Consider the following 23,576-nt stretch of genomic DNA (forward strand, 5'->3'; position numbering starts at 1 on the left):
CAGCTTATGCAGCCGGGACACATGTTTATTTTTGTTTCAATGGGTTAAAGCGGTACTTTCATTTGAACCACCCTTTTTCCTTGGAGCGAGTGATGGCCTCAATGCGGTTACTGGCATTTAACTTGTTGAGAATAATGGAGATGTAGTTACGCACTGTTCCCGTTGTGATGAAAAGATGCCCGGCGATTTCCTTGGTGTTTTTCCCATCTGCCATGAGGCCTAGTACGGCGTTCTCCCGTTCTGTCAGGGGGTTTTCTTCTACATAAGCTTCATCTACCAAGTCGGGAGCGAAGATGCGTCTGCCATTCATAACTTGGCGGATCGACTCGGCAAGTTCTTCAATTGGACTGTCTTTGAGCAGGTAACCACGGACACCGCCCTTTAGGGCACGTTCGAAATATCCGGTCCGGGCAAAAGTGGTCAGGATAATGACCTTACAGTTCATTCCTTTGAGTTCTTCTGCGGCTTCAAGGCCGCTTTTCACGGGCATTTCTATATCCATCAGACAGATGTCTGGTGCAAGCTCCTGGACAAGGGCGAGGGCTTCCTGGCCGTTGCTGGCACGTCCGACGACTTCCATATCTTCCTCCAGATTGAGGAGGGAGGACAAGGCGCCGAGCATCATGCGCTGATCTTCCGCGATTACAATTCTAATCATGATTCTGCCTCCTTTATCGGTTTGCGGACGAGTTTCGGAACATGAATAATGATCGCTGTACCCGGGATGTCTGTTGCAGAGCGAATATCCAGACAACCGTTCACAAATTCAAGTCGTTCCTTCATGCCCAAAATTCCTGTTCCGCGCCGATCCTGTTTGCGAGTTCGTTCTATTCCAACACCGTTATCTTGAACGGTTAATACATTATCCGCTAGGGTTTCCTTAATGATGATGGTACAGGTTGTTGCCTGACTGTGTTTGACGACATTGGTGACGGCTTCTTTCAAGCACATACCGAGCACATTTTCATTTAATTGTGATGTATCCTGTAACTTCGGATTGCCTTCCAGCACAAAATCAATCGAAGCGGCCTTCAGAATCTGCTCCGCTCGAAACAGTTCATCAACCAATTGTGTACCACGCATGGTGGTGACCATTTCCCGGACCTCTTTCAGAGCTGTGCTTGCCGTTTGTCTAAGGTCGTTCAATTCAATCTCGGCCTGATCGGGATTATTGCGGAGCAGCCGTCTCGCCAGATCGGTTTTCAGACCGATGAGAGAGAGCTTCTGTCCAAGTGTATCGTGCAAGTCACGAGCGATACGCTGGCGTTCTTCCATTTTTACGAGATCATCAAGTCGCTTGTTCGCATTCTCCAATTGGCCTTCCAAATGTTCAGTTTTGTTTTTGTTATACGTACTGATTGGGAGCAGGATGGAGGCCATTAAACTGATGAATACAAACGGAAACTGACTCACAAGCAATGAACTCTGATTGATAAAACCATAATTAATGGTTAGGAAGCTGGCTCCCAAGTTCACCGAGTAGAGGGTGAAGAAACCGGCTTTATTTTTAATATTCCCAATAAAAAAAGCAAGAAACAATGAGAAGTAGGCATAATCATAGGCGATCGTCATCGTAATGGATATGGCAATGAGCAATCCAATCCACATGTATACCTGCCAGCCCTTGGTGATGAAGGCGAGCAGATAACAGACGAAGAAAACGAGAATGATAATAATGCCTGTTACCATCGTCCATAATTTGGAATATTGTGAAATGTAATAGAAGGGCAGGATGAAAAAGACGAGCCATACATAAGGGTTTAACCCTGTATTTTTATAAAAAATCTGCATCCACTTTTGAATGTAATTCTCCTCCTTGCACTTGTACTCAACTTTAGCATGACTGTAGCATGACTATGGCTTGAACACAAGAAAACGAATCCGACAGAGTTAAGGCTTCTCTGTCAGACCCGCTGGATTCGTTACTCGGATAGGCGGTTGAACATACGGCTTGCGGGACAAGTTTTTGAGCTGTCTGAAGCTAATAAACTGTTTAGAATCTTCATCCCACAGACGGAAGCGAAGGGCAACCAGACTGGAACGTAGTGTAATAGTCGTTGCTTTTTGCAAGGGTGGTGTTGCGTTATGTGCTTCTTCCAAGAAATAGTTAGGTACACGTGGGCTCAAGTGATGCACATGGTGAAACCCGATATTACCACTGATCCATTGCAATAATTTTGGCAATTTGTAATAAGAACTGCCTTCAACAGCTGCTTTTACATAACTCCACTCATCTTCATGTTCAAAATACGTCTCTTCGAACTGATGTTGAACGTAGAACAGCCAGATACCAAAGAAACCGGAGAAGAAGAAGATAGGTGCCTGCACCATTACAAAAGCCTGCCATCCGACTAACCAGGACATGAATGCATAGAGCACTACGATTAATACTGTAGTCAGATGTGTGTTGATACGTTCTTTACGTCTTGCACCTTTGCGGTTAAAACGGTAAGCCAACAGAAACACGTAGATAGGTCCGATACAAAACAATACAAACGGGTTACGATAAATCCGATAGAAGAGGCGTCCCCAAGGAGAAGCTGCTTTGTATTCGTCAACCGTCATAACCCAGATATCACCTACACCACGTTTGTCAAGATTACTGCTTGTTGCGTGATGGATAGAATGCTCGTTTTTCCACTGCTGATAAGGTGTGACTGTTAATACACCCGTAATGGTACCGAGAATATCATTGGCGCGTTTGCTCTTGAAGAACGAACCATGACAGCAGTCATGGAAAATAATAAAGGTCCGAAGTACAAATCCGGATGCCACCAAAGCAATCGGGAAGGTCAGCCAGTAGGAAACCGATAAGCTAAAGTAAGCTGCAGCCCATAACAAGAAGAGCGGGAGCAATGTATTGATTAACTGACGGATACTTAATCTGAGATCATTTTTTTCGTAAGGGGTAACTTCCTTTTTTAAGGCCATTTCTTTTGATCTGTTCATAATATTGTGTCCTCCTCAATCGTTATAACTGTAATCAGCTACAACTTGGCGTTTCCCGCTAGACTTTCCTGTAGGAAGCGTTTTTATCATTGTAAAACAATCCGAACATGACAGTAAGTCATAAACGTCAGCCTTCTGTAATGATGAATATCAATGACGGACCATGACATTTGTCATGGGTGTATGATGCTCAATAGCTCTGCAGAAGACGGAAGAGCAGGTTTTACAAATTCCTTTGCACAAATTACGCAACAATTTGTATTATGTATACAAATTTTGTTGAGAGCATGGTAAAATCTATCTTTGAGTGGTTATGACAACTTATGAGACGGGTCGATTAGGTTGATTTCTGATGGATTGGATGGAATGCATAATGAAGAAACGAATTACGGATATCCTATTTATTATGGCAGGTGCATTTCTGTTTGCACTGGCGGTGAACCTGTTTGTCATCCCGAACGATTTGGCTGAAGGCGGCGTCACGGGTATCACGATTATTTTGTATTACCTGTTTGAATGGTCCCCTGGACTGATGAACTTGATTCTGAACGGTATTTTGTTAATTGCGGGATATCGGTTTCTTGATAAAACGACTACGGTATATACGATTATTGCGGTGGTATTCAACTCGTTGTTCCTGCATCTGACGGAGAGTTGGACGATTGCATCGGATGAACTCTGGATCAATACCATTTTTGCTGGAGTATTTGCCGGTCTTGGTATTGGCTTAATTGTTAGAGTGGGAGGCACAACGGCGGGAACAGTGATCTTGGCCCGACTTGCCAACAAATATCTGGATTGGAATATCAGTTACGGACTTCTGTTCTTCGATCTGATTGTGGCTTTCTCCTCATACTTCATCATTGGGCCACAAGGATTAATGTGTACAATTGTCTTGCTGTTTGTCGGAACCAAAACAATGGAGTTCATTATTGAAGGGCTCAATCCGAAAAAAGCAGTTATGATTATTTCCTCCAAACAGGATGAAATCGCGAAGCAAGTCATTGAGAAGATGGATCGCGGAGTAACCGTCCTGTCTGGTCATGGCTATTACACGAAAAATAAGAAAGAAATTTTATACATTGTGATTAGCAAGCAGGAAGTTTCTATGCTGAAGAAAATTGTACGAGCAGAAGATGAGATTGCTTTTATCACCATTCATGATGTGCGTGATGTATTTGGTGAAGGATTTATTGAACTCTCCAAAACTTGATGAATATGTATATAAGGAAGAAAGGAGTTGCGGTGAAATATCACCGCAACTTTTTTGATAGGTTAATGGTATCCGGTATTAATCTAGTTCAAATAGAAAGAACCCTTCTCTATAGAGAAGGGCAAAAGAATATTAATAATGTTTTCTTTTTTTGACTGGACAATATTCAACAGTGACACAACAATGTTTTTTACACTTTGTAGGGACATATTTGATTTTGGTAACACAAGTTTTCGTAATTTTTTTGTAAAAACACTTTGGTCTTGGATGATGACATTTATGATGTTTTCTATACATATTAAAACCTCCCTGATCGTGATAAGGTATTCTATGACCGCGTCACTGTTTCGGAAATGTATAAACGTCTATTATTGTATAATAATTCCTTTATTAGGCTTTTGTGTTACAGGTGAAGGTTGGTTCTTTCTAGTAAGAGAGTGCAATGACAAAAAGCTGTACACCTACCAAGCACGATGATATATTGAATTTAATTAATTTGTTAATAAACTTAACTAACTATAAGAGGGGGCGATAGCATGGCTGGCACACCGCAATTTATCCGCAATCTGAATGAAAATCTCATTATGGATGCCCTGATAACTCAGGGGACCATGTCGAGAGCGGATATCAGCCGTCAGACAGGACTTAGTAAACCAACGGTGTCTTTGGCAGTCGAACATCTGATTAACCGTAATCTGGTAAGGGAAATGGGGCCAGCTGACAACGCTCAGGGTCGCAAAGCAACCCTCATTCGTTTCAATGAAACGGCTTATTATGTCTGTGGTATAGATATCGGCGCAACACGTATTCGGATTGCATTATCCGATCTGAATGGAGAGATCATTGCCTATCAAACATATCCCATGGTTGTTCAAAAAGTTTATGAACGAGCAGAAGCAACGATGCTGGACCTTCTTCGAAGCCATATGAACGAATTGCTTGATGAGAATCATCTGAACTGGGATCAGATTCAGTGCATCGGGTTTGGTATACCAGGCGTAGTGCTGCCTGATTCAGGGCGTATCCATCGTATTGTGGACCCGTTAGCGGGTCTGGAAGAAGCTTTCTCTCTAGAGTCGTTGTCAGGAGCTTTTCCCTGTGAAGTAATCCTGGAAAATGATGTGAATCTTGCGGCACTTGGGGAGTATCGGAGTGGTGCAGCAGCAGGTTATCCCTTGTTTGTTTTTTTCTCCATCGGTACAGGGACGGGAGCTGGCATCATGGTAGATGGCCAACTGCTACGAGGTCTTGGTGGCTTAACTGGAGAGATTGCAGAGATGCTGATGGAGGATGGTCGACGTCTGGAGGAAGTGTTATCAGCTGATGGTCTGATGCAACTGGCGAATCTTCACCTTAATCCGCACTATGAACTAATGGAAGTAGCTGGTTCTTCTGATATGGACGCGGATGTGGATGGAAAAGTACATATAGTTGCAGATGATCTTCACAGATACCTGACTCCCGAAAAGTTATTTGAAGCTGCACGCAGTGGAGAAGTTGAGGCGTTAGACATTCTACAACAATACAGCCAGATGATTGCTTCAGCTCTGCGTCAGATTAGCGTTGTGCTTGCTCCAGATCTCATTGTGCTTGGCGGAGGCGTAGGAGGGAACGGCGATGTGTTATTGCCTGTACTAAGGCAGATCATATCTGAGCAATTCCCGGTGCAACCACAGTTAATCTGCTCCAAGCTTGGTGAGCAGGCTGTTGTCACTGGTGCGGTGCAGGTGGCCATCCAACAAACGATGCTGAACCTTCAGCAGGAAGCGTTGGACTAAGAGAATGGATATACAACATGTGAGGAGGAAAACGGGATGACAGAATCCGTGAAAAACGTAAGTAATGATGATCTGTCCAATCAGGATGGTACGGTTGGAGGTGATCGATCCGGTTGGATAGCAGGTGTTGACATTGGAGGCACCAAAACATTAATGCTCATGTCATCACAACAGGCTGGAAGTGAAGTTCATGAACGTATCTTGCCTACTCTTGCCAGTGATCAGCCGGATGAGTTCTTCCGATGGTTATTCGCTGAATTGGAAACATTCTGCCGCGAAGTTGGATGCAGTCTGGATCAACTTAACGGTGTAGGCTTGGGATTCCCTGGTGTGATTTTGCAGGAGGAGGGAATACTGCGAAATGCTCCAGCTTTTCAGTGGCCTGAGCATGATATTCGCCCTGTGATTGCAAAGTATTATAGCGGGAATATCATGTTGGACAATGATGTGAATCTGGCTGCAATGGGAGAATATGATCAAGGGGCAGCACAGGGACATCAACACTGTGTGATGGTCACGGTTGGAACAGGCATTGGAGCTGCTCTTATCCTGAATGGACAGCTCTACAGCGGCCAGAATGGAGCAGCAGGTGAGATTGGGCATTTCATTGCAGGAGACGAAGGGCTTCATACCGGTTACGTTGCAGATGCGGATTCCTTTGGCGTATTTGAGCAAGTGACTTCAGGTACGGGAATTACCGAACAGGCGAGGCGTTATTTTGCTGCTGGAAAGGGAAGTTCCTTATCCCTGATCATGAGTCTGGCAGGAGGGGAAGCGGAACAGATTGAAGCCAGGCATGTATTCAAAGCAGCCGAGTCAGGTGATCTTGCTGCCCTGGAGATTCTGGAACTGCCCATGCGTTATATGGCTAGAGGTTTGGCGAATATTACGGCTTTACTCAATCCTTCCATCATAGTGATCGGTGGTGGCGTGGCTGCATCCAACCCATCCTATTATCTAAATGAAGTGCGCACACGCCTCCAACGTTACACTGTTCTGCCTACACTTTTAGCTGTAGCTGAACTGGGGAACAAAGCAGGAGCAATCGGGGCATTGGCTGCAATCAAGTCGAGTCTGAAACGCACATAAAAATAGAGAATAGGCGAAGCAACTACAGAAATAAAGGATGGAGATCCGGATGAGAAGTAGACATATGAAGGCTTACACAGAGAAAACAAAAGCCGATTCCAATGATGCAAAACGTGTTTTACTCCAATTGCAGGGCCTATATCTGTTTATGGGGCTTGCCGGGGGGATGTTTAACCCGTACATTAATCCCATTTTGGTTGCACAAGGTTTTTCCAGTAAAGAAACCGGATTTATCATGGCGTTTGGCACACTTGTATCCATTATTCTTCAACCTATATGGGGAATTCTGGTAGATAAGTTTAAAAAGACACGGTTCGTCCTGGTGATAAGCCTGCTTGTTCCTGCATCGTTAGCGTACTTCTACAATATTCAAGTGTACTTTATATTAATATTGATTTATACTTTATGCACTATATTCCAAGTGACTCAAATACCCGTTGCTGACTCCTATGCGGTTACAGCCGCGAGAGCCGCAAACACCTCATATGGCATGATCCGACTCTTCGGCAGCATAGGAACGGGAGTTGGTGGATTTGCCGCAGGGATGTATCTCTCCCAGTTTTCCATTCACATGTTATGGCTGCCATTTCTCCTGTTTAACATTCTGAGCGCTATACTGGCAAGTACACTTCCCCGGCAGACGAGTATCTCCTCGTCCTCGGTAACCTTCTCCGTAGGTTTGGCAAGATTGCTCCGAAACCGGACATTCCTTCTATTTCTAACAGGTTGTTTCCTGGTTAACCAAACGCTCACTGCGTTTAACTCCTTTTTTGTTATTTCATTTCAAATGGCTGGCGGTTCTGTGACGATGACAGGTACAGCGCTATTGCTTGCATCGATCACCAATGTTCCATCCATGTTGGCAGCGGCATTCATACTCCGAAAATGGGGACATGAACGGACGATGCTGCTTGCAGCGGGGGCGTATATGTTACGTTGGGGGATACAATGGCTATGGCCGACACCTGAGGTCATGATTGGCGTTCAGGTGCTGCATGGGTTATCCTTCGGATTCTTCTATATTGCAGCAGTGGAATATGTGGCTTCCGTTACGGGACGGGAGATGCAAGCCACAGGACAAAGTTTATTTAACATGGTGTTTGCTGGTCTGGGCGGAATTGTTGGTAATATGCTTAACGGATATTTACTCGATTCCGGCGGTCCATCACTGATGTATCTGGCTTGCACGATCAGTGCGGCACTAGGATCAGTGATTCTGTATATCGTCAGCAGGCAGGCCAAAGAACAGAGAAGAGCATACTCATTAGAATAGAGATGGAAGGAGTTGGAGCCTATGAAAGTAAATCTGAAGCGGAATTGGCACACCAAGTTGATGTATTCGTATTTTCCTATTTTTCTGCTTACGATTTCCATTCTGATCTTTCTCTCCTTCCTGATTGTCAACGAACTCTCACGTAACGAAACGCAAAAAGCCGACATGATCTCCACCCGCTATATCGTGGATACACTGGAGCGCTCGCTAAGTGACATTGAACTTCGGTTGCTTGAAGACATTGGTGCGAACAAAACATATAGTCGCTTTCTGGAAGCTGAACAGGGACAATTATCGAGTCAATTCATCTATGATGCAGCAAGTGGGCTGGGACGTATGCTGGATCAGCAGGATATGATTCAATCCATTTATCTCTATCGCATGTCCGATTCCCAGATTCTTACGCCCAGAGGCATGATGCGTTTGGAAGATTTTGAAGATCGCGCCTATATTGAGCAAGCTTTGAAAGATCGGGAGAATCTCGGTTGGAACTTGCCACGTGATTATAAGGAACGTTCCTTCGACGTACCTTCACAGGTGATTAGCATGAATAAGTGGCTTCCTTTGCCGTGGGGCGGGGAAGGACTGCTCGTCATTACCATCCGCATGTATGCAGTAGAACGGCAGATTGATAACATGACCAATGAAAAGTTATCTGTTCTTCAGGTTCGGGACAAGAGCGACAATCTGATCTATACCGCGCATCAAATGGACCCTTCTGCAGGTGAAATCCTTAATCGTGTGACTGCGGACAAGCTTGGTCTGGTCTTTGAGAGCGGCATTCAATCCGGACAGCTGTATTCATGGGTATCACTTGTCTCTTATGTGTGGATCGGTATTGGATTATTAACGATTGTTGGTGCAGTGGCGGGACTAATCTACATTACGCGCAGAAATACGCGGCCCATCCAGCTCATCATGAATCGAATTCAGGCGTTACAGCCACGTGCTGAGGAGGATGAAGCAGCACCATCCGTCAAGGATGAACTGGCACTCATCGACCGTGCGCTGGAACATCTGATTGCTCAGACGGTTGACTATGAGAAACAACATCATGAAAACTTGCTGATTCATCGCAGACAGTTGCTTGTTGACCTGATGGAAGGAGAGCGAATGGATTCGTTCCGTCAGCGACTTCGCCATCTGCAACCACTAGAGGAACGATTCATGGAACCGAAGAGTGTTGCTGTCCTCATTGCGGAGATGAATGGTGACGATCTCTCGACCAATCAGAATATTCTGAAGATTGCGCTCATGAACGTAGTGGAAGAACTTGTGCAGAATGAGACCCAGTTCGGCGGTTGGGCTGAATGGTTTGGGAACCGCAGGCTTATTGTGGTGATTGCGTCGGATGAGCAGGAAGGACTGGACCGTGAATTGCTTATGGATCTGGCTAAGCAGATGCATATGTGGATTGCGGAAAACTTCCGCTTACGGTTTACGTTCGGGATTGGACGAACCGTATCGGGCTGGGAGGAGATTACTCGATCCTATGCGAGTGCAGATGCGGGTTTGCAGCATAGACTTACCCTTGGTAAAGATGCCATCGTTCTCAGTGAGCAACTGCCCGATCGTATTGAGCTGCAATCGTACAAGTATTTGCAGATGCTCGCAGACTTTGTCCGTGAATTCAGACTAACCGGTGATGGTTGGCGAACGCAGCTGGATCAGATGTTTGTTGCGTTCAGCGAAGATCAGATTACAGATAACGATATTCGCATGTTGCTGCAGGCGTTAATCCAGATGTTGTCCCGTGAATTCGGGGAGCTGTCTGAGCGGTTGCAAAGCCAATTTGCCGAGGAAATCCTGACTCGCCTTCGCAGTGATATTCAGCAGGTGGAGACACTGGAGGGGATTCAAGAGATTTTGCAGGAGTGGCTTAAAGAGGTTTATCGCAATTATGTGTCTGTGAATGAAACGAAAAGTCATCGTGCGATGATCAACGAGCTGCGAATTTATATCGAAGAGCATTTTGATGATCCCGATCTGTCGCTAAAACATCTGAGTGATCGGTTCCAGATCTCGGGTAAATATGCGAGTTATTTGTTCAAGGAAGAGTTTGAGATGAAGTTTGTTGATTTTCTGGTGAAATTGAGGGTCGAAAAGGCTTGCCGTTTGTTGTCTGCATCCGATATGGCTGTTCAGGATATTGCTCTGCAAGTGGGTTATGCCAATGCCATCTCTTTCGGCAGAGTATTTAAACGGATTATGGGCGTGACACCAGGCGACTACCGCAAGCAGAGTGGAAAACAAGGAGATCAATAACGGAATTGCACGTGTTAGAACATCCGAGTATCGGGTGAAATCCAATAATCTTAGAGATATCAATGAAATCTCCTGTATGAGGCAATAAGGTTTTTCCCTTATCGTCCTTTGCAGGAGATTTTTTGGATGTTCAACAACGATCTTAGGACAGTGTAGCTGGTATGTTGTTATGAAATTTTACGAATGTCCTATACTAGCATTATGACAATTCATAGATTAATAGGGCAGGAGTGAAGATGATGTACAAACACGGACAGCAAGTATGGGGGTCAGTAGATATCAGTAAAGGGGTTACCATTACAGCAAACAACAACACATTTATATTTCATGTAGATAACTTGTCATATACGATAACTATACCTGTGGGTACCTACACAACAAGTCAACAAAGGCATGAATCCGAACTTATTCAGGCCATTTCGAAGGCAGGGGCGGCTCAGAACATTCCTGTACGATTTATTTTGGGCGGAATGCATTATGATGAGAAGTATAATGTATTGATTTTGGAACATACGGATACGAACAACGAACATGTTATCGATCAATTTGCGGGAAATGCCATCGATACGTTGTTTGGTCAAGTGAAGTTTAATCTTCCGCCGAGGAATTAGTGCGTCGAAACGTTCTACACGTGTTGCTAAACAAGGAGATCACATAAGATGTGGTCTCTTTTTCTTTTTTTTGAAGAGAGATTCAATGGAAAAAGGATTATTGCAAGATGGGGGATGCCAGATTGAGTATGAGAAATCGATCTCAATGCAACATAATATGTTATTATAATTAACATTAAAGGCGTGAAAATTGTATATTGTCAGGAAATATGTTTATATATCGTGCTATTCAACTTAAAAAACGTGAATTTTACATTTTGAAAATAGTTTATTGTCTAAATATCAGATCATATGTAATGATTAGTGACATTCACAGGTGCAACAAAATGGGATGAACAAAGTGGAGTGGCAATCATGTGAATCCATTCAGAGAGTGTGCGAAAGGGGAAAGGTCAAATGAGATTATTTCAAAGGCGTAAGGCAGGCAAGGCAAGTTCAATCCTCGCAGTGGTAACAGCATTCACTCTATTATTATCTGCATGTTCGTCGGGAAGCGAATCAACATCTTCATCTGGAGAGTCGGGTTCGGGGGAAAAAACAACTTTGAAAGTAGAAATCTTCGATCGGGGAAACACTCCGGCGGGCTACACCATTTCGGACAGTTATCTGACTCGCTTCATTCAAGAGAAGTTTGGTGATCCAAACAACATCGATGTTCAATTTGTTCCGGTACCACGCTCGGAGGAAGTACAGAAGCTTAACGTTCTGATGGCGAGTGGCTCTGAAGTACCTGATATCGTCTTTACCTACGATTCGGGAACATTCAATCGGTATGCAGAGCAAGGAGGTCTGACCGAACTTACGGATCTGATCAATCAAAGCGGTCCTAACCTGAAGAAGTTCCTGGGAGATGAAACGCTGGCCTACGGTCAATACGATGGACAACAGTTTGCGGTTCCAGGTAAACGTCTTGTTCTGGGCAAGTACGCATCCTATGTTCGTCAGGACTGGCTGGATGCGCTCGGACTGCCTTCACCTCAGACAGCTGAGGAGTTGCATACAACATTGAAGGCCTTTAAGGAAAAAGATCCAGGTAAGGTGGGCACAGGACTTATCCCAATGGGGATGTCGATTGCCTCGGCTCAATATGAACCACTCATCTGGTCATTCATTGAACCACTGACGGAAGAACAAAAATATACGTTAACACAACAACTGGGTTCCAATGACTATCCAACGTTGTTGCCTGGTTTCAAAGACGCCCTGAAATATATGAACACACTTTATAATGAAGGATTAATGAGCAAGGACTTTGGACTAGATAAAGACAAGAAAAAGCTGTGGGAAGATGTATCTAACGGCAAAGTTGGATTCTACACCGAAGATGCAGGGGAGATTTACATCTCCGGTACGTACAAAAACTTGCAAACCAATCAACCGGGTGCAGTGATCACACCGATTGATGCATTCAAGAACTCCGAAGGCAAATTTGCCAAACCGGCATATGCTCCCAATGCGATGTATGTCATGATTCCAAAATCGAGCAAAAATGCGGAAGCAGCGATGAAGTATCTGGATTGGATGGCTTCGGGCAACAACCTGTTCGACCTGCAATTCGGTGTTGAAAATGAGAACTATGAGCTCGTGGATGGTGTACCACTGATCAAAGATGATGCTTCACCTGAAATCGCAGGTCGTATCTATAATTCCGGTGACATTGCCATTATCGTTAATGGTAAATACGTTGGGGATGACAAGAAAAATGAAGAGGCTTATGTCGTACAGGTAGAGTCGAAGTATCGGGATGACATGCGCAAGTCGGTAGCAATTTCCAACACGGACACGATTCAACCGGTACGTTTCTCCAAACCGATTGATGCAGAAGCGCGTTACGGTAACGGCCTGAAAGACAAGTTTATGGAGTTCTTCGTGAAAACAACCATTTCCAAACCCGCTGATTTTGAAGCCACGTATGACAGCATGATGAAAGACTACATGGCGAGCGGTGGTCAAGCGATCCTGGATGAACGTACAGAAGCTTACAAAGCGATGAAATAAGCAGAGTAGAGTTCACATCTAATGTGTATGACAACAAAGAACAGGGAATTCATTAGGGCGATGGCAACATCGCCTTGATGAAAAATCCTGAATGACATGGGGGGAAGGTTTATGAAAACAAGCATCTATTTCCGCAGAAACTGGCAACTATATGCGTTGCTCCTACTGCCCATGATCTACTTCATTATTTTCAAGTATGGGCCAATGTATGGCGTGCAGATTGCGTTCAAGGATTTTAACTTCTTTCAAGGGATCTCTGGTAGTGAGTGGATTGGCTTGGATGCATTCAGAGAAGTGTTTCAAAATCAGGGGTTTTACACTGCATTACGCAACACGTTAGTGCTAAACATGCTGGATCTACTGGTTTCTTTCCCGGCGCCACTAATACTGGCCATCTTATTGTTTGAGCTGAAAAAGGCTTGGTTCAAAAAGTTGGCACAGACTTTACTGTACATTCCTCACTTTATTTCGTGGGTCATTATTGGAGGGATCGTACTTCAGGTATTCGGTACACAATCTGGTTTCATTAACAATATCTTAATGAGCATGGGATTTGATCCATTACCTTTCCTTTCAGACAAAAACTATTGGCTCTTTACGTATCTTGCGGTAGGTGTGTGGCAGAGTGCCGGCTGGGGTACGATTCTGTATCTGGCATCTCTGACAGGGATTAACCGTGAGCTGTATGAAGCGGCAGAAGTGGATGGAGCAAGTCGGTTACGCAGAATCTGGCACATCTCCTTGCCAGGCATCAAAACAACGATTGTTACCTTATTGATCATCAATGTCGGCAACATGATCTCTATCGGCTTCGACCGACCGTTTATTATCGGTAACGTGGCTGTACGTGAATACTCGGATGTGCTCAGCACGTTTGTCTATCGTGTCGGTTTACAATCCGGTCAGGTCACGCTCGCAACAGCTGTAGGTTTGTTCCAGGCATTAGTTGGACTTGTCTTCATACTCGGAGCAAACTATACGTCCAAGAAATTGACCGATGAGAGCATTATGTAGTGGATTTGATTCACATATGATCTGTAAGGAGTGAGTGAGATGTCTGAAAACACGGCGAATCGAATATTCAACACGGTAAACGTCATTCTTATTATCATTACGATGGTGCTGTGTCTTGCACCATTCATTCATATTATTGCGATCTCGCTCAGCTCAAACCGGGCGATCGGTTCAGGAGAAGTTTCTTTTTTCCCCAAAGAGTTATCCTTTGAGGCGTATACCAAAGTATTTGCAGATGGATCGATGATTCGTTCCCTGATCTATACGATCTGGCTGACCGTCCTGAGTACGGTGTTAAGCATGGCGATGACCATTGCAGCAGCTTATCCACTGGCGAAGAGTAATCTGAAAGGGCGTAAGTGGTTCATGCTTGTCATTGTAGTGACGATGTTCTTCAGTGGGGGCATTATTCCCGAGTACATTCTGATCAAAAATCTGCATCTACTCGACAGCACATGGGGACTTATTCTGCCTGGATTGATTAGTCCATTCTATATGATTATCCTCATCACCTTCTTCCGAGGGATTCCCGAAAGTCTCGAAGAAGCGGCGGGCATTGATGGAAGCAGCCACTTCGGAACACTTATGCGTATTATTTTGCCGCTATCCCTTCCGGTTATGGCAACACTGAGCCTATTCTACGCAGTAGGACGGTGGAATGGTTTCCAGGATGCACTGATGTATATCACCAAGCCTGAACTATACCCTTTGCAATTGAAATTGTATCAGATGATTCAGCAAAACCAGATTACAGAACTGATGCAGAACGAAGGCATTGGTGCCGTTCAAGTCCTGCCTGAGAGTCTGAAAGCAGCCAGCGTTATTTTCTCAACCTTACCGATCTTGCTTGTGTATCCGTGGTTGCAGCGGTACTTTATCAGTGGCGTAATGGTAGGTGCTGTAAAAGGTTAATAGAGGTTGTTCAAAAAGTTCACTTTTGATTACGAATGATGCCTAGTGGCATCATCAGCATCGAATATGAAATTTAGCCGAAATAGGTTGATGCTTACGAAGTATGTTTCCTTCAGAAACATTGTAGTTGCTCACGTAGTTGTCCTACGCTCCGCTACTCCATTTCTAGCTTAATTCCATCTTCTTGGTACTGAAAACTGATCTTTTTGAACACGCACCTATAGTCTCGGGAGGGCGCATGACATGACACAACGAATGGTAGAAAAGATGTCGAAAGAGCAGCAGTATCTTGTAAACCAGTCCATGACGATGATGGATAGCTTCTATGATAAGGAACTGGATCTGCTTCGGAGTTTTGAAGAAGAGGATTCATCGCAGCACAGCACACGAGCCAGTGCACATTATGCGCTTGGGTTGTTGATTCGAAATGAGCCTGGTGATGTGGAACGCGCGATACAAGTGTTCCACAAGGTGCTCGATGTTCAATATGACGCTCCGGATGAGATCTATCACGGAACCTTCGCGACCCGGCCAACTGATGTGCATCCACCAGCGGGTCACTATGCTTGGAAATCTTTTGCGCCAGGCACGGCCTATTTCCTGGAACGCACCTTTGAGAAGGTGTCTGCGCAGTTTATCCATAAACTACAGGAATATGGATCTCTGCTCACAGAGGCGGCAGATTCCAAACAACTGAAACGCCTTTTTCATTCGGCAGTGAATCAGATTCTGCCACCGGTCTGGATCAGCTATGATCCCAACTGGCGCGAGTTTATCGCTTGTGTCTGTGTGGTCGTAACTGCTGAATTCGCTGAACTTATACCGGAGACACTCATGAAACGGATGGACCATGCGATGGAGTTGGCTGTGCAAGGGTCAATAGAACGCAGGTTATCTGACGTAATCCCCATGAACACCAATATTGAGTTAATGCATATTTTCATTACCCACTACTACGGCCATCGCTTGAACCGAACAGAATGGATTCAGCATTCGGATGAACAGGCGGAGGGATTGATGAAGGAGTTTGAACAGTACGACGGGACATTCGCTGAATTCAATACAACAACGTATTACGGGGTGGATCTCTCCGTGCTTGGCATGTATCGAAAGTACGGAGTCACCAAACGTTTACTTGAAATTGGACACCGAATTGAACATGGGCTGTGGAATAACATTGCGCTATATTATAATGCCAACCTCGAAAATCTCTCCGGCCCATTCTCTCGGGCGTACGACATGGAAATGCGAGAGCATAGTTCAATCGGTTTATTTATCTATCTCTTGCTTGGAGAAGGGTATGAATATCTGGCAGGAATCAACTGTGAGTCAGGCCATGATCCACTGATTGCGCTCCTTGGGGTAGATGTGCCCGCGGAAGCCGTGCCGTATTTCAAGGCTCATCAAGAGGATCGGCTTGTGCAGAAACAGTTCATGGAACTGTGTGAGCGCAATGATCCAACGTCCAATCGGAATCTATGTACGGCCAAAGCCTGGATTGGTGAGGACCGGATGATTGGTGCCATGTCGGGAAGTGTGAATACCAACGGCCAGATGCATCCAGCCACGATCCACTGGCAGACAGAGATGGGTGAACGTTATTATCTTCGCTTGATCCGCCGTGAGGTAGGCGAGGGGTGGAACAGTCATCTGCGCGGAGTGACGTTTGACGCGGATCTCACGCCAGATTCGTTAACCATTGATGTGGAGCTGGATACGGCGGAAGAGATCGATGTTTATTTTGAAATCAGAGGGCCATCCCTTCGTCAGCAGGATATTACACCAGTGTTATGGCAGTTCCCGGGACTTACGTGTACCGTGAAGGCTGAAGCACCTGAACCATCCGTGTTAATGTACGTGAATCATGCGGAGATCATCTATCGTTATGTGCCTGGGAAAACTGCGAACAAGATGAGATTTGAACTGACCCTCCGTGAAGACAACGGTATGAGGAATAAATAGGTATATAAGATGAACTGAACATTTACACGAGAACGAAGAGTGCAGAACCGATCTGAAGAAGCGGAGCGTTCGCCTGAAAGCTTTCTGCAAGAAAGCTGCATCGGAAGCATAAGCTATCACCGGATTTTTCCCTTTGGAGAAGGGGATCAAAAAAATCTGGGGAAGGCGATAGAATGATAGACAGGAGGACCAATCATGTATACGGACAAGCAGGAATATTCGTTTTCAACATGTTGGAATATCAAACGTCATACGACCGGACAAGGCATGATTGAAGAGATCAAGTCTCTTGGGTTCAGACAGGTGGAATTGAATTACAACGTTACGGAAGAGATGCTGCAGACGATAGAACCGATGATTGAACGGGGAGAGATCGGTGTATCCAGTGTGCATAATACATTCCCGCATGTGGCTGATCCAGATTACGGGACGGATTCCGTCCTGCTCGGATTCGATGATGAACCGCGCCGCAAGCGGGCGATTGAACTGTTACTTCGCTCAGCCGAGTACGCACATCGTTATGGGGCCAAGGCTGTTGTTGTACATCCGGGTGAGGTTCCGTTTGAATACAATATAGATGAAGCGTTGAAAAAGATATACCACGATCAGGGGCCGGACTCACCTTCATATCAATCTTTATGGCAAGAGATGCTGGAGAAGCGGGAAGATGGCAGCGTACATTACCTGAGCCGGATTCAGGAGAGTCTGGAAGAGGTATGCAACTTGTCGGAGCAGCGGGGATACGGAGTGAACTTCGGTATTGAGACCCGTTCACGCTGTTATCAGATGCCCACTTTGCACGAAGCCGGAACGATTATTGGACACATGAAGGGTGCGCCGCTTGGTCTCTGGTACGATATTGGTCACGGTATGATGATGGATCGAATGGGGCTGTACGATAATGTACGTGAGGCTAACGCGTTGATTGATCACGTGGTTGGGGTGCATATTCATGAAACCGTAGGGTTGGCAGATCATTGGTGTCCATACATTCATAGTAAAGACATGACCTTTTTTGATTCATTTTTGGATGTTATTGATCGTTCACCGGTGAAAGTATATGAGCTGAAAGCCGCGTGTACCCCGGAAGAAATCGATGAGAGTCATGGAATAATCACGGCTCGTATTGCTGAACGTCATGCGTCGCGTCAGCGCGGATAGAGAGCACACGCATCAAACATGAATGCACTTTATTAGGGAAAGTAAACCAACAGATAGAGCGGTTCAGAACATACCTTAGGTTGCGTTGGGAGGGGTTCTGCCGCTCTTTTGTTGTTCATTTAATGTGGTACATGTTTTTACCGTCTCTCCGGGAGTGTTACCTCACCGAGAATCCCTGCCTGATAGCCTTTGACTACAGCACCAATTCGAGATTTCACACCAAATTTCTGTGTTATAGAGGTGATATGATACTCCACTGTGCGTTGACTGATCGCCAGATCTTGTGCAATCTCCTTGTTGGTCATCTCCAGTGCAATGCGGTTAAGTACTTCCCGTTCAGTTGCTGTGAGAGATTCCTCCAGATTAGGAGATAACATTTTCTCTGGAATAAGCACATGACCCAACATACTTTGGTGGATGGCGTTGATAATCTGTCCATACGTTGCTTGTTTTGACAAGTAGGCATGGACGCCCAGATCATAAGCTTTCAACTGGAATTCGTGATAGTTGTATCCGGATAGCAGTATAATTTTGACGGATAACCCGTATTGATCTTTCAATCTTTTCACAACCTCAAAACCATCAAGCTGGGGCATGCGGATATCCATCACAACAACATCTGGCCGCAGCGCCTCTACTTCGGATAAAAAAAGCAATGGGTCGCTGAATGTCTTCGCTACCTGTATGTCTGGTTCACGATTCAAACGGTTGTTGAGACCTTCCATGACCAGAGGATGATCATCAAGCAGTACGACTGTAATGGGTTCGCTCATTGTTCAGTTGCTCCTTTGATTAAAGGCAAACGAATGTTGATTGAGGTTCCTTTGCCAAGGCTGGAATGTATGGTGAATTTTCCACCGAGATGCTGAATGCTGCTTTGTATGGATATCAAACCGAAGTGTCCTGTTGCAGTATCAAATGTGGTATGAGCATTAAACCCCAAACCGTCATCCTCTACTTGGAGAATCAAGTCATTATCCCTTGTATGTACCTGAATGGAGCAAAACGACGCCTGTGCGTGCTTCATCACATTCATAATGAGTTCACGGATCGTCCGAAAGACGGTGGACTTCAGAGGTTCTTGCTTCAACTCTTCAGACAGGGCGTTGTAGTTCAGTTCCATTCTGATGCCACTTTGCATTTGAAGTGTACGGATGAGCCATTGCAACGCTTCCTCAAGATCACTTCGATCCATAATATGAGGGTAGAGATCATCACATAATTGGCGTATATCTCTCTGGGAAGCATACAGGCACTCCAGCCAAACAGCCGTTTGATCCTTATGCGTCTCTCCGGTATCGTGTAATTCCTCCAAATCACGAGACAGGAAAATCAGATTTTGAAGCAGTTGGTCATGAAGGAAATAAGAAGTCTTCATACGCTCTGCCTGTTGGGCTTCCATCATAATATCATTGAACTGCCGATGACGGCGTATCTGGTGTTCATGAAAAGCTGTCTGGTCTACATGGTATTCATATCGCTTCTGCAGATCGGATAAGAGTCTGCCATTGACGAGCATTCGAATCGCTTCCAGCCTGCCTTTATCAATGATCTCCTGTTCTTCTGCTGAAAAAAGGGTGCGATTTTCTTTGTGACCAATGCCCAGAAATCCGATCGTCTCCGTAGTGGGTTCACCTGACAGCTCCCAAACCTGTGCCAGATCATATTTCTGTCGTAAACCTTCAATATCCAACGCCTTGTTATCGATATTCTGAATGGAAGCAAAAATCCCTGTACCTTCCTGAGAATATCTGTGTTTATCATCAATCCATATGACAATTACGCCTTCAATATCGAGCATCTTGTGGAACATCTCGGCAAACACGTGAATCATGTCTCGCATGTTTTGCTGCTCAGCCATTCGCACAGTTAACCGCAGTTGCTGGTGTTCCAACCAGTCTTTGTTACGTTTGTTTTTCTTGCGAGAGCGGGTGAGCGTGTACTGATACGCCCAAGTGATCAGCAAAAACGAGACAAACAGCAAGCTAATATGAACTAACCTACTCAGGTGAGAAGCAGCCAGAAACAGTAAAAATACGATCAAAGCATATAGTCCACGAATCATCAACCTTGGCATAACCAGTTTGAGGTCAAGCATACTCCGTTGTACAAGTACATAAGTGAACATCCATGATAAAGGCAGAAATCCAATTAATGTGTACTCTACAGGCAATAATGGTTCACCTTGAAGCAGGGTTGGAATGGCAAAACAGATGATGAAGGGAATCAGGCTAACAAGTATTCCTGTTAACATAAGCAATAGCTGGTTCTGCTCCTTGCGATTGTAGCTTTTACGATTAACCCATGTCATCCAGATTATGATCAGAAGGGTTGCACAAAGAATAAAGTTAAGCAGATTGGTTGGTCCAGACGGCGCAACAGGAGTACTGACGGTGGTAATGCCTTGATTGATCTGAACATCGGTCATCATCCACTGCTTGATGTACAGAAATACTAGGCCTGCAGAATAAGCAACTGCAATACCTCTGCAGATGAATAGTAACCACCGGAAACGAAGCAGGCGGGTACGGAATACAAAAGACACATAAAAAGCAGTTAGACAGTAAGGTAACCATGCCGCACAAAAGGCCAGAATATAATTGGATAAAGGCAACTGGGACGTGTATATCGTCAGTATACATATGGCCATGGACAGGTTAAGCAGGTAGAACAGACGCATCACTCGTGAACCGGGTTGGCTAAACAAGGCATAGGTTCCGGTCATCAGTAGCAATAATTCTACAATGGATGAGAAGCCGATGTTGAACCATTCACGTGGTCCAGGCTTCATTGTATGTTCGGATGCCTGACCGCGAGAATTCTCAACGCCGATGGTGTAGGCTTCAGTCACTAAGAATACACCTTTTTGATGGAGTAACCGGACTTCTCTTTTGGGTTCCAGCGAGATAACGGTGTCACCCGATCTAATCCCGGATGTATAAGCTAAACCTTGCGGATCTACATCATGTACTGCCCAAGAATTAGAGGCACTTGGCGTTAACGAAAGTCCAATATAAGGATTAACAAATGAAGAGATATGGATATACGTGGCTGTCAGTATAAAGCACAACATCGTTACAAACCACACGAAATTAAATTTAGTTTTCATGAATCTATGTAATGGGAGTTTTAGTCGCATGGTAAAATCATCCGTTCTTATAAAATGCATCATTGGTAAAATGAAGCGGAAAAACAAGCCATGTAGCAATGACATGGCTTGCCGAGCATCACTCTATGTTAATGTAGCAGAGTGCCTAACATTTTGTACATCAAAACTGATGATTCCTGCCTGAGCATAGGCTGCTTCGATCTATAATCCACAGCACCGCTGCTGGATATGGATACTTCTGGACCGTAGAGACCTAGAGCGACTACAAATTGAACACCTTCTTCAGCCCAACGATCCTGTGAACCGATGAGATCGGCAGTTACGGCAGGTGAGCCAAGTAGTTGTTGTGCCGTTCTTGATATGATCACCGCGGCCTCTTGCCTTGTTATGGCTTGGTCAGGATGGAACAATCCACGGGTATTACCTTGTACAATACCCAGTTCAAGCGCTGTTTGAATGTAGGCGGCATAGGGACTTGATTGGGTATCTTTAAATTTTGGTGATTGAGCTGAAATGGACATTCCGCTTATGCCCACAACCTGTGCTACAAATTCCCCACGACTAACAGGCTTCTCTGGTTCAAATAGAGATTGATCCTGTGGATACAGGCCAATCTGTGTTAAGCGATAGATGTACGGAGCATAGGGATGGTCTTCTGGCACATCTTCATAAGGTCTGGCTTCTGGCAATTTCTCGGACCAGCTATCTGACTTGTTGTAATAGAAATACGTGATTTCACCTGACTGGTTTTTTTTGAAACCAGCAAGCTTACCGTCCTCATCCATGAACAACATGTCCTTAACGGGTGTTAAGGTGTGAGTGCCATAAGCATCTATAACCTGAAGACCTTTCTCTGTTGCTGAAATATCATACAACCATGCGGGCAAGCGAATATCCCGATATAGTCCCTCATAGGTACGGAGTGAAGACTTTGGTACGCTATAATCACTATAATGCGTCTCGTCATTTGGATAAAAATGATCCATAAATGCTTGAAAAAGCGCTTCTCGCACATCTGGTCCATCACTGTTGGAGACGATAAATAGTCCAGTCTTCTCGTTAGGTAACAGCCACAGATTGGAGTGGAATCCGTCCAGATCGCCTGCTTTACTCACGACTTTCCGTCCATGATTATACTGCGAATAGGTGGATTCGAATCCGTAACCTGTGCCAGGTATATCCGGGTGTATGGAGACATTCAACGTTTGCATTGCTTGGACAGATGACGGTTCGAGTATACGTGCACCCTGATACGAACCTTGATTGAGCTGCGCAAGCATAAAGTGAGCCATATCCCGTCCAGTCGTAATTAATCCGCCCTCAGGGGAGCTGTCCGGTACATTGGGATATTGGGGAAGTTCCTGTCCTTCAGCGCTATAAGGAGTTGCGAGTTTACTCAGCGTGTCTTTGCTTAGTGTAAAATGGCTATCCGACATATCAAGAGGGTTGAATATATGCTGTTGTACATAAGTCTCAAACGGAAGTTTGGACTGTTTCTGAACAATGTAGCCTAAGAGTGCATAGCCGTAATTGTCGTAACGGAAAACTTCTCCTGGATTGCGAACAACGGACGGTTTGTTGTCTTGGATGAATTGCTCAAGCGGATAAGAATGATTCAACTCCCTGGGTATAGCTGTTGCATCTGTGAAATCAAACCCGCTGGTGTGGGTCATCAGATGTTCCAATGTTAACGCTGTTCCGGTATGATTGGTCAGCTCCAAACCATCCGTGTATGTGCTGACATCCTCATTAAGCTTGACTTTACCTTGCTCTGCCAATTGCATAATGGAAGTTGCTGTCAGTGTTTTGGAGATCGAAGCTACACGGAACAGGGTGGAGTCGGCATCGACTGGGATTTGTTTTGCCACATTGGAATAACCATATCCTTTATTAAGTACGATCTGTTCGTCTTGAACAACGGTGACGACAGCCCCTTTCAGAGCAGATTTCACTTCAGGCTGGGCGAAGAACTGATTGATGAACGATTCAGTTTCCTTAGGGCTTACGTGGTGAAGAGGGAGACTGCTCTCTGCCGATACACTGGTCATTATGGTGAAACTCAGAGATGCAACCAGGAGGATGTTGGCTATGGCACGTTTCCAATTAGGATTCGATTTGTAGCTGTGTTGTTTTTGTCGAGTTGGACATGTTGCTACGTGAGATTTCATGAAATTCTCCTTTGAGTTGAGATATGTTCGTTCTCTTACATTTAAGTACATCTATAATCTATCAGTTCGAATGT

General features: G+C 44.9%; 17 protein-coding genes. 11 read left to right on the forward strand and 6 right to left on the reverse strand.

Features of this window, described 5'->3' with window-relative positions; translation table 11 throughout:
* Positions 1 to 58: 58 nt before the first annotated feature.
* From NZ043_RS22165 to NZ043_RS22175, 3 genes are all read right to left on the reverse strand, one after another.
* Positions 59 to 658 (reverse strand): response regulator transcription factor, encoded by a 600-nt coding sequence (locus tag NZ043_RS22165; RefSeq protein ID WP_133384506.1) that lies wholly within the window; start codon positions 656 to 658, stop codon positions 59 to 61.
* The gene (locus tag NZ043_RS22170; RefSeq protein ID WP_133384507.1) at positions 655 to 1,803 is read right to left on the reverse strand and encodes a sensor histidine kinase; all 1,149 of its coding nucleotides are present in this window, start codon (positions 1,801 to 1,803) and stop codon (positions 655 to 657) included. The genes NZ043_RS22165 and NZ043_RS22170 overlap by 4 nt, the downstream gene beginning before the upstream one ends.
* 87 nt (positions 1,804 to 1,890) lie before the next feature.
* A complete protein-coding gene (locus NZ043_RS22175) occupies positions 1,891 to 2,949 on the reverse strand; it encodes a fatty acid desaturase (protein WP_091016855.1) in 1,059 nt (352 codons plus the stop codon).
* 373 nt (positions 2,950 to 3,322) lie between these two features.
* On the opposite strand from NZ043_RS22175, the gene NZ043_RS22180 reads away from it, so the two are divergent.
* From NZ043_RS22180 to NZ043_RS22230, 11 genes are all read left to right on the forward strand, one after another.
* The gene (locus NZ043_RS22180) at positions 3,323 to 4,162 is read left to right on the forward strand and encodes a YitT family protein (protein WP_133384508.1); all 840 of its coding nucleotides are present in this window, start codon (positions 3,323 to 3,325) and stop codon (positions 4,160 to 4,162) included.
* Between the two features lie 536 nt (positions 4,163 to 4,698).
* Positions 4,699 to 5,940: an ROK family protein gene (locus NZ043_RS22185; protein WP_339309237.1), complete on the forward strand. Its 1,242-nt coding sequence runs from the start codon at positions 4,699 to 4,701 to the stop codon at positions 5,938 to 5,940.
* 36 nt (positions 5,941 to 5,976) lie between these two features.
* The gene (locus NZ043_RS22190) at positions 5,977 to 7,029 is read left to right on the forward strand and encodes an ROK family protein (RefSeq protein WP_133384510.1); all 1,053 of its coding nucleotides are present in this window, start codon (positions 5,977 to 5,979) and stop codon (positions 7,027 to 7,029) included.
* A 49-nt stretch (positions 7,030 to 7,078) separates the two neighbouring features.
* Positions 7,079 to 8,302 carry an MFS transporter gene (locus tag NZ043_RS22195; protein WP_240661826.1) on the forward strand — a complete coding sequence of 408 codons (1,224 nt, stop codon included), beginning with the start codon at positions 7,079 to 7,081 and terminating at the stop codon, positions 8,300 to 8,302.
* 21 nt (positions 8,303 to 8,323) lie between these two features.
* The gene (locus NZ043_RS22200) at positions 8,324 to 10,567 is read left to right on the forward strand and encodes a helix-turn-helix domain-containing protein (protein WP_339309238.1); all 2,244 of its coding nucleotides are present in this window, start codon (positions 8,324 to 8,326) and stop codon (positions 10,565 to 10,567) included.
* 236 nt (positions 10,568 to 10,803) lie between these two features.
* The gene (locus NZ043_RS22205; protein WP_339309239.1) at positions 10,804 to 11,178 is read left to right on the forward strand and encodes a hypothetical protein; all 375 of its coding nucleotides are present in this window, start codon (positions 10,804 to 10,806) and stop codon (positions 11,176 to 11,178) included.
* A 396-nt stretch (positions 11,179 to 11,574) separates the two neighbouring features.
* Positions 11,575 to 13,176: an extracellular solute-binding protein gene (locus tag NZ043_RS22210; RefSeq protein ID WP_339309240.1), complete on the forward strand. Its 1,602-nt coding sequence runs from the start codon at positions 11,575 to 11,577 to the stop codon at positions 13,174 to 13,176.
* A gap of 111 nt (positions 13,177 to 13,287) precedes the next feature.
* Positions 13,288 to 14,190 carry an ABC transporter permease subunit gene (locus tag NZ043_RS22215; RefSeq protein WP_062834078.1) on the forward strand — a complete coding sequence of 301 codons (903 nt, stop codon included), beginning with the start codon at positions 13,288 to 13,290 and terminating at the stop codon, positions 14,188 to 14,190.
* Between the two features lie 39 nt (positions 14,191 to 14,229).
* On the forward strand, positions 14,230 to 15,102 hold the full coding sequence (locus NZ043_RS22220) for a carbohydrate ABC transporter permease (RefSeq protein ID WP_062834079.1): 873 nt from the start codon (positions 14,230 to 14,232) through the stop codon (positions 15,100 to 15,102).
* A gap of 243 nt (positions 15,103 to 15,345) precedes the next feature.
* Positions 15,346 to 17,064, forward strand: a complete 1,719-nt coding sequence (locus tag NZ043_RS22225; protein WP_339309241.1) for a hypothetical protein — start codon at positions 15,346 to 15,348, stop codon at positions 17,062 to 17,064.
* Positions 17,065 to 17,259: 195 nt separating this feature from the next.
* Positions 17,260 to 18,225: a TIM barrel protein gene (locus tag NZ043_RS22230; RefSeq protein ID WP_339309242.1), complete on the forward strand. Its 966-nt coding sequence runs from the start codon at positions 17,260 to 17,262 to the stop codon at positions 18,223 to 18,225.
* Between the two features lie 137 nt (positions 18,226 to 18,362).
* On the opposite strand, the gene NZ043_RS22235 is transcribed toward NZ043_RS22230, so the two are convergent.
* The 3 genes from NZ043_RS22235 to NZ043_RS22245 all read right to left on the reverse strand — a co-directional run bounded on the left by NZ043_RS22235 (position 18,363) and on the right by NZ043_RS22245 (position 23,502).
* Positions 18,363 to 18,998 carry a response regulator transcription factor gene (locus NZ043_RS22235; RefSeq protein WP_339309243.1) on the reverse strand — a complete coding sequence of 212 codons (636 nt, stop codon included), beginning with the start codon at positions 18,996 to 18,998 and terminating at the stop codon, positions 18,363 to 18,365.
* Entirely contained in the window at positions 18,995 to 21,298 is a 2,304-nt protein-coding gene (locus NZ043_RS22240) for an ATP-binding protein (protein ID WP_339309244.1), read from the reverse strand. The genes NZ043_RS22235 and NZ043_RS22240 overlap by 4 nt, the downstream gene beginning before the upstream one ends.
* Positions 21,299 to 21,462: 164 nt before the next feature.
* Positions 21,463 to 23,502: a serine hydrolase gene (locus NZ043_RS22245; RefSeq protein WP_339309245.1), complete on the reverse strand. Its 2,040-nt coding sequence runs from the start codon at positions 23,500 to 23,502 to the stop codon at positions 21,463 to 21,465.
* Between the last annotated feature and the right edge of the window lie 74 nt (positions 23,503 to 23,576).

The organism is Paenibacillus sp. FSL k6-2145 (assembly GCF_037976585.1).
In the GTDB taxonomy this organism is placed as follows: domain Bacteria; phylum Bacillota; class Bacilli; order Paenibacillales; family Paenibacillaceae; genus Paenibacillus.

Coding starts and splice junctions, on each gene's coding strand:
- NZ043_RS22175 (WP_091016855.1), bottom strand. CDS start 2,949: ATGAACAGATCAAAAGAAATGGCCTTAAAAAAGGAAGTTACCCCTTAC.
- NZ043_RS22180 (WP_133384508.1), top strand. CDS start 3,323: ATGAAGAAACGAATTACGGATATCCTATTTATTATGGCAGGTGCATTT.
- NZ043_RS22215 (WP_062834078.1), top strand. CDS start 13,288: ATGAAAACAAGCATCTATTTCCGCAGAAACTGGCAACTATATGCGTTG.
- NZ043_RS22195 (WP_240661826.1), top strand. CDS start 7,079: ATGAGAAGTAGACATATGAAGGCTTACACAGAGAAAACAAAAGCCGAT.
- NZ043_RS22230 (WP_339309242.1), top strand. CDS start 17,260: ATGTATACGGACAAGCAGGAATATTCGTTTTCAACATGTTGGAATATC.
- NZ043_RS22240 (WP_339309244.1), bottom strand. CDS start 21,298: ATGTTGTGCTTTATACTGACAGCCACGTATATCCATATCTCTTCATTT.
- NZ043_RS22200 (WP_339309238.1), top strand. CDS start 8,324: ATGAAAGTAAATCTGAAGCGGAATTGGCACACCAAGTTGATGTATTCG.
- NZ043_RS22235 (WP_339309243.1), bottom strand. CDS start 18,998: ATGAGCGAACCCATTACAGTCGTACTGCTTGATGATCATCCTCTGGTC.
- NZ043_RS22220 (WP_062834079.1), top strand. CDS start 14,230: ATGTCTGAAAACACGGCGAATCGAATATTCAACACGGTAAACGTCATT.
- NZ043_RS22210 (WP_339309240.1), top strand. CDS start 11,575: ATGAGATTATTTCAAAGGCGTAAGGCAGGCAAGGCAAGTTCAATCCTC.
- NZ043_RS22205 (WP_339309239.1), top strand. CDS start 10,804: ATGATGTACAAACACGGACAGCAAGTATGGGGGTCAGTAGATATCAGT.
- NZ043_RS22245 (WP_339309245.1), bottom strand. CDS start 23,502: ATGAAATCTCACGTAGCAACATGTCCAACTCGACAAAAACAACACAGC.
- NZ043_RS22165 (WP_133384506.1), bottom strand. CDS start 658: ATGATTAGAATTGTAATCGCGGAAGATCAGCGCATGATGCTCGGCGCC.
- NZ043_RS22190 (WP_133384510.1), top strand. CDS start 5,977: ATGACAGAATCCGTGAAAAACGTAAGTAATGATGATCTGTCCAATCAG.
- NZ043_RS22225 (WP_339309241.1), top strand. CDS start 15,346: ATGACACAACGAATGGTAGAAAAGATGTCGAAAGAGCAGCAGTATCTT.
- NZ043_RS22185 (WP_339309237.1), top strand. CDS start 4,699: ATGGCTGGCACACCGCAATTTATCCGCAATCTGAATGAAAATCTCATT.